The 14,042-nt window shown below is 45.9% G+C and carries 15 protein-coding genes; 13 read left to right on the top strand and 2 right to left on the bottom strand.

All coding sequences use genetic code 11. From position 1 onward, the window contains the following. Nucleotides 1-5: 5 nt before the first annotated feature. The 13 genes from plsX to MU515_RS05385 all read left to right on the top strand — a co-directional run bounded on the left by plsX (nt 6) and on the right by MU515_RS05385 (nt 12,350). A complete protein-coding gene (gene plsX, locus MU515_RS05445; RefSeq protein ID WP_260259362.1) occupies nt 6-1,031 on the top strand; it encodes a phosphate acyltransferase PlsX in 1,026 nt (341 codons plus the stop codon). 5 nt (nt 1,032-1,036) lie between these two features. After that, on the top strand, nt 1,037-1,987 hold the full coding sequence (locus MU515_RS05440; protein WP_260259361.1) for a beta-ketoacyl-ACP synthase III: 951 nt from the start codon (nt 1,037-1,039) through the stop codon (nt 1,985-1,987). Nucleotides 1,988-2,061: 74 nt separating this feature from the next. Further along, nucleotides 2,062-2,985: an ACP S-malonyltransferase gene (gene fabD, locus MU515_RS05435; protein ID WP_260259360.1), complete on the top strand. Its 924-nt coding sequence runs from the start codon at nt 2,062-2,064 to the stop codon at nt 2,983-2,985. 21 nt (nt 2,986-3,006) lie between these two features. Beyond that, nucleotides 3,007-3,741: a 3-oxoacyl-ACP reductase FabG gene (fabG, locus tag MU515_RS05430; protein WP_260259609.1), complete on the top strand. Its 735-nt coding sequence runs from the start codon at nt 3,007-3,009 to the stop codon at nt 3,739-3,741. Between the two features lie 236 nt (nt 3,742-3,977). Then, on the top strand, nt 3,978-4,211 hold the full coding sequence (acpP, locus tag MU515_RS05425) for an acyl carrier protein (RefSeq protein WP_004406112.1): 234 nt from the start codon (nt 3,978-3,980) through the stop codon (nt 4,209-4,211). A 91-nt stretch (nt 4,212-4,302) separates the two neighbouring features. After that, nucleotides 4,303-5,544 carry a beta-ketoacyl-ACP synthase II gene (fabF, locus tag MU515_RS05420; protein WP_260259359.1) on the top strand — a complete coding sequence of 414 codons (1,242 nt, stop codon included), beginning with the start codon at nt 4,303-4,305 and terminating at the stop codon, nt 5,542-5,544. Between the two features lie 85 nt (nt 5,545-5,629). Continuing rightward, nucleotides 5,630-6,433 carry an aminodeoxychorismate lyase gene (gene pabC / locus MU515_RS05415; protein ID WP_260259358.1) on the top strand — a complete coding sequence of 268 codons (804 nt, stop codon included), beginning with the start codon at nt 5,630-5,632 and terminating at the stop codon, nt 6,431-6,433. Next, nucleotides 6,430-7,446: an endolytic transglycosylase MltG gene (gene mltG, locus MU515_RS05410; protein WP_260259357.1), complete on the top strand. Its 1,017-nt coding sequence runs from the start codon at nt 6,430-6,432 to the stop codon at nt 7,444-7,446. Before pabC ends, mltG begins: the two co-directional genes overlap by 4 nt. Beyond that, nucleotides 7,443-8,075 carry a dTMP kinase gene (gene tmk, locus MU515_RS05405; protein ID WP_260259356.1) on the top strand — a complete coding sequence of 211 codons (633 nt, stop codon included), beginning with the start codon at nt 7,443-7,445 and terminating at the stop codon, nt 8,073-8,075. Before mltG ends, tmk begins: the two co-directional genes overlap by 4 nt. Beyond that, the gene (locus MU515_RS05400; RefSeq protein WP_260259355.1) at nt 8,076-9,038 is read left to right on the top strand and encodes a DNA polymerase III subunit delta'; all 963 of its coding nucleotides are present in this window, start codon (nt 8,076-8,078) and stop codon (nt 9,036-9,038) included. Beyond that, the gene (locus MU515_RS05395; RefSeq protein WP_260259354.1) at nt 9,029-9,796 is read left to right on the top strand and encodes a TatD family hydrolase; all 768 of its coding nucleotides are present in this window, start codon (nt 9,029-9,031) and stop codon (nt 9,794-9,796) included. Before MU515_RS05400 ends, MU515_RS05395 begins: the two co-directional genes overlap by 10 nt. 445 nt (nt 9,797-10,241) lie before the next feature. Further along, complete coding sequence (ptsG, locus tag MU515_RS05390) at nt 10,242-11,738, top strand: PTS glucose transporter subunit IIBC (RefSeq protein ID WP_260259353.1); 1,497 nt, start codon at nt 10,242-10,244, stop codon at nt 11,736-11,738. Between the two features lie 192 nt (nt 11,739-11,930). After that, nucleotides 11,931-12,350 carry a hypothetical protein gene (locus tag MU515_RS05385; RefSeq protein ID WP_432816131.1) on the top strand — a complete coding sequence of 140 codons (420 nt, stop codon included), beginning with the start codon at nt 11,931-11,933 and terminating at the stop codon, nt 12,348-12,350. A 56-nt stretch (nt 12,351-12,406) separates the two neighbouring features. On the opposite strand, the gene MU515_RS05380 is transcribed toward MU515_RS05385, so the two are convergent. Together MU515_RS05380 and MU515_RS05375 are read right to left on the bottom strand one after the other, a co-directional pair. Further along, a complete protein-coding gene (locus MU515_RS05380; protein WP_260259352.1) occupies nt 12,407-12,502 on the bottom strand; it encodes a MetS family NSS transporter small subunit in 96 nt (31 codons plus the stop codon). Between the two features lie 2 nt (nt 12,503-12,504). After that, nucleotides 12,505-13,971 carry a sodium-dependent transporter gene (locus tag MU515_RS05375; RefSeq protein WP_260259351.1) on the bottom strand — a complete coding sequence of 489 codons (1,467 nt, stop codon included), beginning with the start codon at nt 13,969-13,971 and terminating at the stop codon, nt 12,505-12,507. Nucleotides 13,972-14,042 lie beyond the last annotated feature (71 nt).

Raw genomic sequence — 14,042 nt, 5'->3', positions numbered from 1 at the left:
GACCTTTGCAAAATATAACCGTTGCACTTGATGCAATGGGCGGAGACTTCGGTCCTCGCGTAACAGTGCCTGCCGCCGTGCAGGCACTGTCGCATTTCCCAGAGCTAAAAGTGATCTTATTAGGTGATCGGACTTCGATTACCACTCAACTATCCTCCCTTGGTTACCAGCCAGATGCTCGGCTGAGCATTCAACACTGTGACCGAGTGATCTCAAACTCAGAAAAACCTTCCCTCGCATTACGCAATGGCCACGACAGCTCGATGGGCTGCGCGATTGAACTCGTTTCCGAAGGAAAAGCCGATGCTTGCGTCAGCGGCGGTAATACCGGTGCATTGATGGCTTTGTCGCGTTTTCGACTTAAGTTGTTACCGGGTATTGAGCGTCCTGCTCTGATTTCGGCATTACCTACTGCATCTGGCAACCGTACTTGGATGTTGGATTTAGGGGCAAACGTATCAAGCGATGCGGATTCTTTATTCCAGTTTGCTGTAATGGGAAGCGCATTAGCTGAGCAGTATCTCGATCGTCCACCACGTGTGGCGATTTTGAATATCGGCGCTGAAGAAATAAAAGGTAATGATCTTGTCAAGCGCTGCGCAGAGATGCTATCACAGACCCAATCCGTTAACTTTGTCGGCTATATTGAAGGTAATCAGCTATTGCATGATGCGGCAGATGTCGTAGTGTGTGATGGTTTCGTTGGCAATGTTTGCTTAAAAACATGCGAAGGAACAGCCCAGCTTTTTATAGATAAGTTGAAAAACTACATGATGGCCTCATCTATAAAGGGTTGGATTGCAAGAAAAATCTTTTCTGGGTTATTTAATGAACTAAAAACATTGAACCCCGACCAGTATAACGGCGCAAGTTTGCTAGGATTGCGCGGCATTGTGATAAAAAGCCACGGAAGTGCTGATGTAGAAGCGGTCGTTAATGCCATTGGCGAAGCTCTGCACGAGGTCAAACGACAAGTACCAAGCCGTATTAGCGATCGTTTGGAAGCGGTTTTACTCGAGAGGCATTATTAGTCTTCATGTATAGCAAAATTTTAGGTACTGGCAGCTACCTGCCATCTCAGGTGCGTTCAAACGCAGATCTAGAGAAAATGGTAGATACAACTGACGAGTGGATTGTCACTCGTACAGGTATTAAAGAACGCCGCATCGCTGCTGAAAACGAAACCGTGGCAGATATGGGTTACCACGCTGCGGTAAACGCTATCGACATGGCGGGCATTGATAAGAACGATATCGACTTGATCATCGTTGCGACCACCAGCGGTAGCCATACATTCCCATCATCTGCGTGTCAGGTGCAAGGTATGCTTGGCATTAAAGGTTGCCCAGCATTTGACTTAGCAGCAGCATGTTCAGGTTTTGTTTACGCGCTCTCTGTTGCCGATCAACATATCAAAACGGGCATGTGCAAAAACGTGCTTGTGATTGGTGCCGATGCATTGTCGAAGACTTGCGATCCTACAGACCGTTCAACCATCATCCTATTTGGTGATGGCGCAGGTGCTGTAGTAGTAGGTGCAAGCGAAGAGCCAGGTATCCTGTCTACGCACATTAATGCTGACGGCGCGTTTGGCGATCTACTTAGCCTTGAAGTCCCAGAGCGTGGTAAAGATGCTGACAAATGGCTGCACATGGCAGGCAACGAAGTATTTAAAGTGGCAGTCACTCAGCTATCTAAGCTAGTAAAAGACACACTTGCTGCTAACGACATGCACAAATCTGAGCTGGATTGGCTAGTACCGCACCAAGCGAACTACCGCATTATTTCAGCGACAGCGAAAAAGCTTTCGATGTCATTAGACCAAGTCGTAGTTACCTTGGATAAACACGGTAACACTTCAGCAGCGACAGTACCGACTGCGCTTGATGAAGCAGTACGTGATGGTCGAATTAAACGTGGCCAAACTCTTCTACTTGAAGCGTTTGGTGGTGGCTTCACTTGGGGCTCTGCCTTAGTGAAATTCTAAGCCATAAAGAATTCAATTTAAGATGCACTTTTGGGTGCATCTTTTCTTTCTTACTTTGCTTTAAGGAAAAGAATATGAGCAAGTTTGCTATCGTATTTCCAGGTCAAGGTTCTCAAGCTCTAGGTATGCTTGCTGAGCTTGGCGAACAATATGACGTAGTAAAACAAACTTTTGCAGAAGCGTCTGACGTACTAGGTTATGACCTATGGGCATTAGTTCAAAATGGCCCTGTAGAAGATCTAAACCAAACTTTCCGTACTCAGCCAGCACTACTCGCTTCATCTGTTGCTATCTGGCGCGTATGGCAAGAGCTTGGCCTTGAGCAGCCTGCAAACCTAGCGGGTCACAGCCTAGGTGAATACTCAGCACTTGTTTGTGCGGGTGTTATCGATTTCAAACAAGCAATCAAACTGGTTGAACTGCGTGGTCAGCTAATGCAAGAAGCGGTACCAGCGGGTACTGGCGCAATGTACGCGATCATCGGTCTGGATGATGAAGCGATTGCTAAAGCATGTGAAGACGCAGCGCAAGGTGAAGTGGTTTCTCCAGTAAACTTTAACTCACCGGGTCAGGTTGTAATTGCAGGTAGTAAAGATGCAGTAGAGCGCGCAGGCGCACTATGTAAAGAAGCAGGTGCTAAACGTGCACTGCCACTACCAGTATCAGTACCATCTCACTGTGCACTAATGAAACCAGCGGCTGAGAAGCTAGCGGTAGCACTAGAAGAGATTGAATTTAACGCACCTCAGCTACCAGTAATCAACAACGTTGATGTGGCGGCTGAAACTGATCCTGCGAAAATCAAAGACGCACTTGTTCGCCAGCTACATAGCCCAGTTCGTTGGACTGAGAGCGTTCAGCTAATGAGCGAGCAAGGTGTTGAAAAACTACTAGAATTAGGTCCAGGTAAAGTTCTAACTGGTCTAACTAAGCGAATCGTTAAGACTCTTAGCGGCGCAGCGGTTAACGATATTGCATCGCTAGACGCAGCTAAGTAATCGAAAGGAACTAGAATAATGATGAATCTAGAAGGCAAAATTGCACTAGTAACTGGCGCAAGTCGCGGTATTGGCCGTGCAATCGCTGAGCTTCTTGTTGAGCGCGGCGCGACAGTTATTGGTACAGCGACTTCTGACAATGGTGCAGCAGCTATCAGCGAGTACCTTGGTGAAAATGGTAAAGGCCTAGCGCTTAACGTAACAGATGTTGCGTCAATTGAAGCGACGCTAAAAACCATCAATGATGAGTTTGGTGCGATTGATATCCTAGTGAACAATGCTGGTATCACACGCGATAACCTACTTATGCGTATGAAAGATGACGAGTGGAACGACATCATTGATACTAACCTAACGCCAATCTTCCGTATGTCGAAAGCGGTTCTACGTGGCATGATGAAAAAACGCGCTGGTCGTATCATCAACGTAGGTTCTGTTGTAGGTACTATGGGTAACGCTGGTCAAGCAAACTACGCAGCAGCAAAAGCAGGTGTGATCGGTTTCACTAAATCGATGGCTCGTGAAGTGGCTTCTCGTGGCGTAACAGTAAACACTGTAGCACCTGGTTTTATCGAAACTGACATGACTAAGGCGCTAAATGACGACCAACGTGCAGCAACGTTAGCGAACGTGCCTGCAGGTCGTTTAGGTGACCCTCGTGAGATCGCATCTGCTGTTGCATTTTTAGCATCGCCAGAAGCGGCATACATCACAGGTGAAACTTTGCATGTTAATGGCGGCATGTATATGGTGTAATAGCTGAGTTTGAACAGATTTAGCGAGTTTATATGTTCTCAACTCGCTATAATTATGTGAAACTTGCTATTGAAGTGCACAAGATTTGTGCATGATATAAGTCAAAAATGTATTGAATTTCGGTTAAAATCGCTAAAATTGTGGTTTGACCAGCAAGGTCCCTCTTGCAACTTTCAGTAGTTCTAATAAACTACGGAATCATCGCATTAGGCGAAATCTGTAAAGGAAAAGAAAAAATGAGCAACATCGAAGAACGCGTAAAGAAAATCATTGTTGAACAGCTAGGTGTAGACGAAGCAGAAGTTAAAAACGAAGCTTCTTTCGTTGATGATCTAGGTGCTGATTCTCTAGACACTGTTGAACTAGTAATGGCTCTAGAAGAAGAATTCGACACTGAGATTCCAGACGAAGAAGCTGAGAAGATCACTACTGTTCAAGCTGCTATCGACTACGTAAACAGCGCTCAGTAATATCCCCCCAGGCGGCCTTCTGGCCGCCTGAGTTCTTTTTTAAACTCTTCTATATCCTCATAGAATCATTTCAAACCCGGAGAATAAAGTCGTGTCCAAGCGTCGTGTTGTTGTCACTGGCATGGGTATGTTGTCACCGGTAGGCAACACTGTAGAATCATCATGGAAAGCCCTGCTAGCTGGTCAAAGTGGTATCTCGAATATCGAGCACTTTGATGCAGAGAATTTCTCTACTCGCTTTGCAGGTCTAATCAAAGATTTTGACTGCACAGAGTACATGTCTAAGAAAGATGCTCGTAAAATGGATTTGTTTATCCAATACGGTATCGCTGCGGGCATTCAAGCCCTAGATGACTCTGGCTTACAAATTAACGAAGAAAACGCTCCACGTGTTGGTGTAGCAATTGGCTCTGGTATCGGCGGCCTAGACCTAATCGAAAACGGTCACACAGCACTTGTAGAGAAAGGCCCACGTAAAGTTAGCCCGTTCTTCGTACCATCAACCATCGTAAACATGGTTGCAGGTAACCTATCTATCATGCGTGGACTTCGTGGTCCAAACATCGCTATTTCTACAGCGTGTACCACTGGTTTGCACAACATTGGTCATGCGGCTCGTATGATTGCATACGGCGATGCTGATGCAATGGTTGCAGGTGGTTCAGAGAAAGCTTCTACACCACTAGGTATGGCTGGTTTTGGTGCGGCTAAAGCGCTTTCTACTCGTAACGATGAGCCTCAAAAAGCTTCTCGTCCATGGGACAAAGACCGTGACGGTTTCGTTCTAGGTGACGGTGCTGGCATCATGGTTCTAGAAGAGTACGAACACGCGAAAGCACGTGGCGCTAAGATTTACGCAGAGCTTGTTGGCTTTGGTATGTCTGGTGACGCTTACCACATGACTTCACCAAGTGAAGACGGTTCAGGTGGTGCACTAGCGATGGAAGCAGCGATGCGTGATGCAGGCGTAACTGGTACTCAAATCGGTTATGTAAATGCTCACGGTACGTCTACTCCAGCGGGTGACGTAGCAGAAATCAAAGGTGTTAAGCGTGCTCTAGGTGAAGAGGGTGCTAAGCAAGTTAAGGTTTCTTCTACTAAATCTATGACTGGTCACCTATTAGGTGCAGCAGGTTCTGTTGAAGCAATCATCACGGTATTGTCATTGGTAGATCAAATTGTTCCACCAACGATTAACCTTGATAACCCAGAAGAAGGTTTAGATATCGACCTTGTTCCACACACTGCTAAGAAAGTAGATATGGAATACGCTATCTGTAACTCATTCGGCTTCGGTGGTACGAACGGTTCTCTAGTCTTCAAAAAGATTTAATCAAGAATCTTCGTTAGAATTGTGATAAAACGGCTTAATGTTCAGGCATTAAGCCGTTTTTGTATCTAAACAAAAGGGAAAGGATGTGATTTGGTTAAATGGACAACCAACCGAGACAGTTTCGGTTTCTGATCGCTCATTTCAATATGGGGATGGCGGATTTACCACCATTCTCACCGCTGATGGAAAACTGGTTGCTTGGCAGTATCATTTAGAGCGCATGCAATCCTGCTTGGATGCTTTGCGTATCCCTCATCCTGATTGGTTACAAGTTTTGAACTGGCTCGAAATGGCTGCATTACATGCTCCATTGGCCGGTTTAAAGCTGCATATTAGCCGTGGTGAAGGCGGAAGGGGCTATAGCCCTACTCAAGTGAGTGCGCCTAATGTTACTATTAGCAACTTTGCTTACCCAGAGCACTACGTACAGCTAAAGCAAAACGGTTTAGAGTTGGCCGTTTGTAATCTTGCACTTGGGATTAACCCATTATTAGCCGGACACAAACACAATAATCGTTTGGAACAAGTATTGTGTAAGGCCGATGTGGAGTCACAAGGCTTTGCCGATGGTGTGGTATTGGATATCAACCAGCAGGTGATTGAAACCACTATGGCGAACCTGTTTTGGCGCAAAGGCGATAGCTTATATACGCCAGATCTCAGCGCATCCGGTGTTGCTGGTGTGGTTCGCCGACAAGTACTTGAGTTTGCCGAGCGTGAACAAGTAAAAACTCATATTGGAAATTACTGTTTGGATGATCTCATCCAGGCAGATGAAGTGATGGTGTGCAATTCAATTATGGGTGTCGTACCTGTAACAAAAATCGCTCAGCAACACTTTGAAATTGGAACAATGACAAGACGTATTCAGGAGATGTTGTCACCGTGATTAAGAAGATCACCCTGTTTTTAGTATTGGTAGCCGCTATCGCAGCTGGCGCTTTTTATTATGTAACCAATCAAGTTAACCTTTTTTTATCTCAGCCTCTTAAGCTGTCAGAACAACAAATTTTCACGGTTAAGTCCGGCAGCAGCTTTCATAGCGTTCTGAACCAGCTCCAACAGCAAGAATTGATCGATGGCAGCGACATGATGCCATTAGTACGTCGTCTGCACCCTGAGTTAACTCAGTTGAAAGCGGGCACTTACTTAATTACCCCAGATTTAACGCTGACGACCGCGCTCCAGTTGTTTAAAACAGGTAAAGAACACCAGTTCTCTCTAACTTTCGTTGAAGGCTCTCGCTTTAGTGAGTGGCGTGAGATTCTCGCCAATGCGCCATACTTGGAGCACAAAACTCTGCAAATGACAGAAGCGGAAATCGCTAAAGCATTAGGAATCAGCCACGAAAAATTAGAGGGCCTATTGCTTGCTGAGACTTTCCACTACACCTACGGTGACAGTGATTTAGAAATCCTCCAACGTTCGGCGGATAAGCTGCAAGCGGTATTAGATGAAGCGTGGGCAAGTCGCCAAGATAAGCTGCCGCTGAAGTCACCTTACGAAGCCTTGATCTTAGCGTCTATCATTGAAAAAGAAACGGCGGTTGAGTCTGAAAGAGAGCGTGTCGCGTCAGTGTTTGTGAACCGCTTAAACAAGGGCATGCGCCTGCAAACCGACCCAACCGTTATCTATGGTATGGGCGATAAGTACGACGGTAACATCCGTAAGAAAGATTTGCGCACTCGCACCGCTTACAACACCTATGTGATTTTTGGTTTGCCGCCAACTCCTATTGCAATGGCTGGTGAAGCATCGATTAAAGCCGCACTCAACCCTGAGAGCAGCAAGTACTTCTACTTTGTTGCTAGTGGTAAAGGTGGTCATGTTTTCTCGAAAACACTGGCTGAACACAACCGCGCAGTACGTGCTTACCTAAAACAATTAAGAAGTAACAAATGAAGCAAGCAAAATTTATCGTAATCGAAGGCCTTGAAGGCGCAGGTAAGAGCACCGCTATTCAAGCAGTTTTAGACGCACTGCTAGCCGCGGGTGTTGAGTCGATTAAGAATACTCGCGAACCGGGCGGAACGTTACTGGCAGAAAAGTTGCGCAGTCTTGTAAAGCAAGAGCATGAAGGTGAAGTCCTGCAAGATATGACTGAGCTTTTGATGATGTATGCTGCGCGAGTGCAATTAGTCGAGAACGTGATTAAACCAACCCTAGCGGAAGGGACTTGGGTGGTTGGCGATCGTCATGATATGTCTTCACAAGCTTATCAGGGCGGCGGTCGTCAGATCCCGCGTGAAACGATGCAGTCACTGCGTGATACTACGCTTGGTGAGTTTAAGCCTGACTTAACGCTATACCTCGACCTTGATCCACGAGTCGGGCTTGAGCGTGCTCGTGGCCGCGGTGAGTTGGATCGTATTGAAAAAATGGATATGAGCTTTTTTGACCGCACACGCGAGCGTTACCTTGAGATCGCGCAGAGCGATGATTCTGTTGTGATCATCAATGCAGAGCAAGAGATAAACAAGGTTGCCGCTGATATTACCGCAGCGCTTAATAACTGGTTGGATGCTCAATAAATGGCAACCTTATACCCTTGGCTAACCTCTATGTGGCAGCAGTGGCAAACGCATCTCGAAGCGGATCGTTTTTCTAATGCGGCATTGTTGGTGGCAAAGCCGGGCTTAGGTGCTGAGCAATTGGTCGAGCAGTTTGGTCGCGCGGTTATGTGCAGTAACTATGCTGCTGACCCTTGTGGGTTTTGCCATAGCTGTCAGTTAATGGAATCAGACAACCACCCAGATTTTCATGTGATTAAGCCTGAGAAAGAGGGTAAAGCGATCACGGTTGAGCAGATTCGTCAGTGTAACCGCCTTGCACAAGAGTCTTCGCAGCTTTCTGGCTACCGTATTTTCATTATTGAGCCAGCAGATGCCATGAATGAATCTGCGGCGAATGCACTGCTAAAAACGCTGGAAGAGCCTTCTTCAAGCTGTCTGTTTTTGTTGGTCGCACATTCAGCATCGCAATTGTTGCCTACGATCACCAGCCGTTGTCAGCAGTGGCATTTAGCGACCCCTGAGGCATCACAGGTGGCAGAATGGTTAGCGCAAGAAACGCAGCAAAATGTGCCAAGTTATGCCGCGCACATTAACGGTAACGCGCCACTGAAAACCTTGCAGTTTATTGAGCAGGGTGAGCAGAAACAATATCAGGCGATTGAGCAGCAGTTTTTGACCGTGGTGAAACAGCAAGGTGACGCGATAAAGTTGGCGAAAGAGCTCGCTAGCAATGCAGAACAAGCGTTAACTTGGCTATGGTATTTAATGACTGACGCGCAAAAACAGCACTTTGGCTTAACGTTAGACTCTGTAGTGCCGGGCGCAGCTGCGTTAGTTAACACTGTGAGTTACCCTGTGCTCTATACTCAAACCGATGCCCTTGGCGCATTGATTGAGCAGATTACTCAGCACACGGGCTTAAACCGTGAGCTTCTCATACTAGATTGGTTATATAAATTTAACGAGGAAGCATGTTTGTAGATTCCCATTGCCATCTGGATAAACTGGATTATCAAGAACTACATCAAGGGATTGCTGATGTTGTCGCTAAGGCCGAAGCCGCTAACGTCTCACACTTGTTATCGGTAGGGGTAACCCTTGACGCATTTCCTAATATGATGGAAATGATTGAGCCGTACAGCAACGTTTCAGCGTCATGCGGTGTTCACCCATTAGATGTTGAAAGCGACTTCTCTCTGGACGTTCTACGACGTTACGCTAGCCATGACCGCGTGGTGGCTATTGGTGAAACAGGCTTAGATTATCACTACAAGCCAGAGACAAAAGACTTACAGCAATTACGCTTTGAGCAGCAAGTAGAACTTGCCGTTGCGCTTAATAAGCCATTAATCATTCATACTCGCGATGCCCGTGAAGATACACTGAATATTTTACGCAATGGTGGGGCAGAGAAGTGCGGGGGAGTGATTCATTGCTTTACTGAAGATCTTGCATTTGCTCAGGCTGCAATGGAACTTGGTTTTTATATTTCGATTTCAGGTATCGTGACGTTCAGACAAGCGACGGAACTCAAAGAAGTAGTGAAACAATTGCCACTTGAAAGGTTGCTGATTGAGACGGATTCTCCTTATTTGGCGCCGGTGCCACATCGTGGTAAACAGAACCAACCTGCATATGTGGTCGAAGTGGCTGCATATATAGCTCAGCTAAAAGGTGTCGCGTTATCGAAAGTTGGTGAAAAAACTAGCGAAAACTACCGAAATCTTTTTTTGAGATAGAAAACGAAACTCGGATAAAAAAGGAGCAGCAGCTCCTTTTTTTTGTGCCCTAAGTCACGCGCAAACGTTTTTGGAGTCGTGTTCACTAAAAATGTTGAAATTTATAGAGTGAATACCCAAAAATGTAATTTTGTTACACGAAATAACAAACACCTCTATTTTATTCACCCAACAAAATTAATGTCTCTTTAGGTTATTTGTTTATTAATCAATAAGATATTGTCATGTAATCCATTCCAAAACCGATTTTTGCGTGTGATCTATCTATTACTTTGAAACTTAATTCTGTAAGTGACTAGAAAACGCGATGAGCCTCAAGATATATTTAGAGGCAGAAAATATAACGTAACAAGTGGTTACATTTTCTATGGGTGCTAACATTTAGGCTACGGGGGTGTGCCGTTAGAGCCCATGATGATTCTTATAATCTTTCAGGAGCATAAACATGTTTAAGAACCTTTTTGCTAACCTGCAGAAAGTTGGTAAAGCTCTGATGCTTCCGGTATCAGTTTTACCCGTTGCAGGTATCCTACTTGGTGTAGGTGCTGCCGATCTTCCATTCATTCCAGAAATCGTTTCAAATCTAATGGAACAAGCTGGTGGTTCAGTATTCGGTCAAATGGCGCTGCTATTTGCTGTTGGTGTAGCACTTGGCTTTACAAACAATGACGGTGTAGCAGGTCTTGCTGCAATCGTTGGTTACGGCATCATGGCTGCAACTCTTGGCGTACTAGCTGGTCTAGACGTTGAAGCTGCTAAAGCGGCTGCACTAGCAGCAGGCGAAGTTCTAGATGCTAAAGCAATCGGTCTAATCGAGAAACAATACGAGACAGGTGTACTAGGTGGTATCCTTGTTGGTGCTATTGCGGCTTGGTCTTTCAACCGTTTCTTCAAAATTCAACTTCCAGAATACCTTGGCTTCTTCGCTGGTAAGCGTGCAGTGCCAATCATCACTGGTTTCCTAGCAATTGCTCTTGCTCTTGTACTTTCTATCATTTGGCCGCCAATCGCGTCAGTAATGCAAACATTCTCTGACTGGGCTGCGCACCAAAACCCACAAGTAGCATTCGGTATCTACGGTATCGTTGAACGTTCTCTAATTCCATTCGGTCTACACCACGTATGGAACGTACCGTTCTTCTTCGAAGCTGGTTCTTGTGTTGACGCTAACGGCGTTGCTCAAAACGGTGTTCTAACTTGTTACCTAGTTGCTGATGACGCATCTCGTCTTGCTGGTAATGGCTTCGGTCAGCTAGCGGGTGGTTACATGTTCAAGATGTTCGGTCTTCCAGCTGCTGCTATCGCTATCGCTCATTCTGCTAAACCAGAGAACCGCGCGAAAGTAATGGGTATCATGGCTTCTGCTGCACTGACTTCATTCCTAACAGGTATTACTGAACCAATCGAATTCTCGTTCCTATTCGTTGCTCCAGTACTATACGGAATTCACGCTCTACTAGCAGGTTCTGCATACGTTCTAGCGAACACTCTAGGCTTTGTACACGGTACTTCGTTCTCACACGGTCTAATCGACTTCCTAGTTCTATCTGGTAACGCTAAGAACCTAGGCCTAATGGTTGGTTGTGGTATCGCATACGCAGCAATCTACTACCTAGTATTCCGCACTGTAATCAAGGCACTAGATCTTAAGACTCCAGGTCGTGAAGACGAAACAGAAGAAGAAGTAGTAACTGCTGGTTCTGATATGGCTGGTGAACTTGTTGCGGCATTCGGTGGTAAAGCGAACATCACAGGTCTAGACGCATGTATCACTCGTCTACGTGTTGCAGTAGCAGACACTGAGCAAGTAGACCAAGACAAACTGAAAAAACTAGGTGCAGCAGGTGTTGTTGTAGTTTCTGGTGGTGTTCAGGCAATCTTTGGTACTAAGTCAGACAACCTTAAAACAGAAATGGATGAGTGGATTCGTAACCACGGTTAATCCAACCTATTTCCCCTAATAGGTACAAAGGAGGCTTCGGCCTCCTTTTTTTATGCCTGTTGCTCGAGTATATCGCCTTCATATTTTTGCGCTCCCTTTCGCTAACTTAGCCATTCACTGACCTTACCTTGACCGACGATTGACCACTTCTCGAAACAATAGGTACTTTGCACATCTCGGGTTGGAGAAAATATGAAACTTAGGATACTGATAAGCTCAATAGGCTTTGCTGCGACTATGGTAAGTACCGGTGTGTTTGCCAGCGATGAGCAGCATCCACAACTCGCGGTTGGTTTAGCGGTTGATCAGCAGTTAAGCGTGGTGGTAGAGCTCGATGAAAGCTACCGATTTATCATCGGTAATCAAGGCACGGCTTTTGATTACATCGCGATGAGAGGTGAGTTTGATACCAATGAGCCTATTACTTGGTATGCGGGTGTGGGCGCGTGGGGAGAGTGGGAAGATGGCTTTGGTTTACGCGTGCCATTGGGATTGAATTACCAAGTGAGTCAAAATTTGCAGATGTATGGTCAGATCCAACCGGAACTTGATATGCACAAAGGTTGGGAACTTGGCATTGGTGGTGCGATTAGCGCAAAGTACCACTTCTAAAAATCAAACACTAAAAAGCCGGCAATCTTGCCGGCTTTTGCATGTAAAAACGATGTTTACTGTTTATCCATCGCTCGCTTGATACAGATGGCTGCGCCACCCCAAGTAATACCAAGACCTAAAACCATCATAATGATTGCACCTGTAGTCATGATTATGCCTCCTGCTGACGGTTAGTTGCGTTGATAATTAGACCGAATACGAATAGCGCTGCGATGATCACCCAACCTAGTGTTAGGTCATAGCCGCCGTAGCCTTCAGTAAATAGTGTTTGTAGCTTAGTCGCCAAGATGATTGCTAGCATTACTGGTGTTACGAAGCGTAGGCAGACATCAAACCATTGACCGATAGTGAAGTCAGAGGTTGCGTTTACGTAGCCACGCACATCTGCCACTTTGTTCAGTAGCCATGCCATCAATACAATCTCAACCAGACCACCAACCATGATGCCGACGTTATTCGCGAAGTGGTCAACAAGGTCTAGAAGCAATAAGCCGCCATTGGTTGCAAATGCCATTGAAACCACTAAGCCGACGCCAATAACGATATTTGCTGCTTTCTTACGGCTCCAGTTTAGTTTGTCCATGATGGCTGATGTTACCGCCTCCATGATAGAGATGTGCGAGCTAAGGCCTGCAACTACTAGAGCAAAGAAGAACAGTGGACCAAGAATGTATGGCGCTGGAAGCAAATTGATTGCCGCAGGTAGCGTTACAAACGCAAGACCTACACCAGCAGTAACAACTTCAGTTAACGGCTTGCCCTGTTCTTGAGCCATGTACCCTAGTACTGAGAAGATCATGATACCCGCTAGGATAGAGAAGCCACAGTTGATAAGCACCGTCATGAATGCGTTGTTAGTGATGTCTGATTTCTCTGGCAAGTAGCTAGAGTAAGCAAGCATGATGGCGAAACCGATACTTAGGGTAAAGAAGATCTGGCCGTACGCCGCTGCCCAAACTTTTACATCCCAAATTTTGCTAAAGTCAGGTTCAAACATGTAGTTCACACCGTCTAGCGCACCTGGTAGGAACACCATACGAGCGATCAGCAATACCACCATGATGAACAAGATAGGCATCATGATTTTTGATGCACGTTCGATACCTGATTTCACACCACCTACAATAGCGGCATAAGTGATACCCCATGCGATAAGCATTGCAATCGCGATCTTCCACTGAATGCTGCCTAGCGCCGTTGGCGAGTGTTCACCACCGAGTTGAAGGTATTCACCGAAGAAGAATGCGTTAGTATCTGCGCCCCAACTTTGGGTGAACGACATCCCAAAGTAAGATATTGCCCAGCCGATAACAGCCACATAGTAAACCGCAATCAGAGCCGCAACACCCACCTGGAACCAACCAAGCCACTCAAATTTAGCGTGGATTTTGCCCAGTGTTTTTGGTGCGCTGCCACGGTACTTTTGACCCATGCTGAATTCCAAAATCATAAATGGAATACCAGCGGTTAGCATGGCAAAAAGGTAAGGAATGAAGAAGGCGCCGCCGCCATTCTCATAGGCCATATAAGGGAAACGCCAGATGTTACCCAAACCGATAGCAGATCCTACTGCAGCCAAGATAAATCCAGCTCGGGATCCCCATTGTTCTCGCTTCATAGTTGACTCCTGTTACAACTCCCTGAGATATGAAGCTTTTCTTAGGCTGAGAGCCAAAATAATGGGCGTGA

Origin of the sequence: Vibrio intestinalis (genome assembly GCF_025195085.2) — a bacterium.
GTDB lineage: Bacteria > Pseudomonadota > Gammaproteobacteria > Enterobacterales > Vibrionaceae > Vibrio > Vibrio intestinalis.
This window is presented reverse-complemented; position numbering and strand designations above follow the sequence as displayed.

Coding starts and splice junctions, on each gene's coding strand:
- MU515_RS05380 (WP_260259352.1), bottom strand. CDS start 12,502: ATGACTACAGGTGCAATCATTATGATGGTTTTAGGTCTTGGTATTACT.
- MU515_RS05400 (WP_260259355.1), top strand. CDS start 8,076: ATGGCAACCTTATACCCTTGGCTAACCTCTATGTGGCAGCAGTGGCAA.
- MU515_RS05440 (WP_260259361.1), top strand. CDS start 1,037: ATGTATAGCAAAATTTTAGGTACTGGCAGCTACCTGCCATCTCAGGTG.
- fabD (WP_260259360.1), top strand. CDS start 2,062: ATGAGCAAGTTTGCTATCGTATTTCCAGGTCAAGGTTCTCAAGCTCTA.
- MU515_RS05385 (WP_432816131.1), top strand. CDS start 11,931: ATGAAACTTAGGATACTGATAAGCTCAATAGGCTTTGCTGCGACTATG.
- tmk (WP_260259356.1), top strand. CDS start 7,443: ATGAAGCAAGCAAAATTTATCGTAATCGAAGGCCTTGAAGGCGCAGGT.
- fabG (WP_260259609.1), top strand. CDS start 3,007: ATGAATCTAGAAGGCAAAATTGCACTAGTAACTGGCGCAAGTCGCGGT.
- acpP (WP_004406112.1), top strand. CDS start 3,978: ATGAGCAACATCGAAGAACGCGTAAAGAAAATCATTGTTGAACAGCTA.
- MU515_RS05395 (WP_260259354.1), top strand. CDS start 9,029: ATGTTTGTAGATTCCCATTGCCATCTGGATAAACTGGATTATCAAGAA.
- MU515_RS05375 (WP_260259351.1), bottom strand. CDS start 13,971: ATGAAGCGAGAACAATGGGGATCCCGAGCTGGATTTATCTTGGCTGCA.
- ptsG (WP_260259353.1), top strand. CDS start 10,242: ATGTTTAAGAACCTTTTTGCTAACCTGCAGAAAGTTGGTAAAGCTCTG.